Annotated in this window: 1 protein-coding gene; it reads left to right on the forward strand. The window is 63.5% G+C overall.

Annotated elements, in window-relative coordinates; all coding sequences use genetic code 11:
* A partial coding sequence (locus EN984_RS34630) for an MFS transporter (RefSeq protein WP_127384360.1) occupies window positions 1-1,253 on the forward strand: 1,253 nt, incomplete at its 5' end.
* Window positions 1,254-1,412: the final 159 nt, after the last annotated feature.

Below are 1,412 nucleotides of genomic sequence, written 5' to 3' on the forward strand. Positions count from 1 at the left end.
CCGTCTACATGCTGACCATGGCCGTATTCGTGCCGCTGTCGGGCTGGCTCGCCGACCGGTTCGGCGCACGCAACATCTTCCTGCTGGCGATCGTCCTGTTCACCCTGGCCTCGCTTGCCTGCGGCGTCTCGCAAAACCTGACCCAGTTCGTCGCCGCACGTGTCGTGCAAGGGCTCGGCAGCGCGCTGATGACGCCGGTCGGGCGCATCCTGGTACTGCGTAATGCGTCGAAGTCGGAGCTGCTGAACGCCACGGCACTGATCACCTGGCCGGCGCTGTTTGCGCCGGTGATCGGGCCGGTGCTTGGTGGCTTCATCACCACCTATCTGTCCTGGCACTGGAATTTCTTCATCAACATCCCGCTTGGCGTGGTCGGGTTGGTGCTGGTCGCCCGCTTCATTCCGGGCGATCGCGAAGCCGACCCCAAGCCGCTCGACTGGCCGGGTTTTTTCCTGACATCGGCGGGGCTTGCCTTGCTTCTCTATGGCCTTGAACGCATCGCGCACCCGGAGGATGGCGTTTTACCGACGGTGCTGCTGGTCGTAGCCGGCATCGTCATCGGCTGGCTGGCGGTGCGGCATCTCAGGCGCGCGCCGCATCCGCTGCTCGATCTCTCCTCGTTCAAGGTGCTGACCTTCGCCATCTCGACGCTTGCCGCCGGCACCATTTTCCGGGTGGCGATCAACGCCACGCCGTTCCTGTTGCCGCTGCTGTTCCAGGTCGGCTTTGGCCTCTCGTCCGTCGATGCCGGCTTGATGATCCTGGCCTATTTCCTCGGCAATCTCGGCATGAAGACGGTGACGACACCAACGCTGCGCCGTTTCGGCTTCCGGTCGGTGCTGGTCGTCAACGGCCTGATCGCTTCGGCGGCGATCATGGCATGTGCTGCGATCTCACCGCAGACGCCGCAAGCGCTGGTGGTGGCGTTGATGCTGATCGCCGGCCTGTCGCGCTCGATGCAGTTCACCGCGCTCAACACACTGGCCTTCGCCGACATCGATGCGGCGCAACGAAGCTCGGCGGCGACGCTGTCCTCGATGCTGCAGCAGGTGGCGATGCTGTTCGGCGTCGCGGTGGCGGCGGCGATCCTCAATTTGTCGCAGATCGCCAGGGACCGGCCGGCCCTCGATCTTGTGGATTTTCGAGTGGCCTTCCTGGCGATCGGCGCCATCGGGCTGGTGGCGGCGTTGCGTTTTCTCGTGCTGCCGCCAGGTGCGGGCGCGGAGGTTTCCGGCCACTCGCCGGGAAATTGAGATCGATTTTTCCGCCTGATGCGGAGATAAATTCCGTCTTGTCCTTTCGCCTTGGTGCAGCCTTTTCGCGAGTGGCGGCAATGGCGCAAGCAATTGCCAAAAGTGCAGAGTTTTCCGAGCATTGCGCCAGCTTCGGCAATCGACGCGTCCATTTGGTAA

Origin of the sequence: Mesorhizobium sp. M7A.F.Ca.CA.004.12.1.1, assembly GCF_003997835.1 — a bacterium.
Classification (GTDB): Bacteria; Pseudomonadota; Alphaproteobacteria; order Rhizobiales; family Rhizobiaceae; genus Mesorhizobium.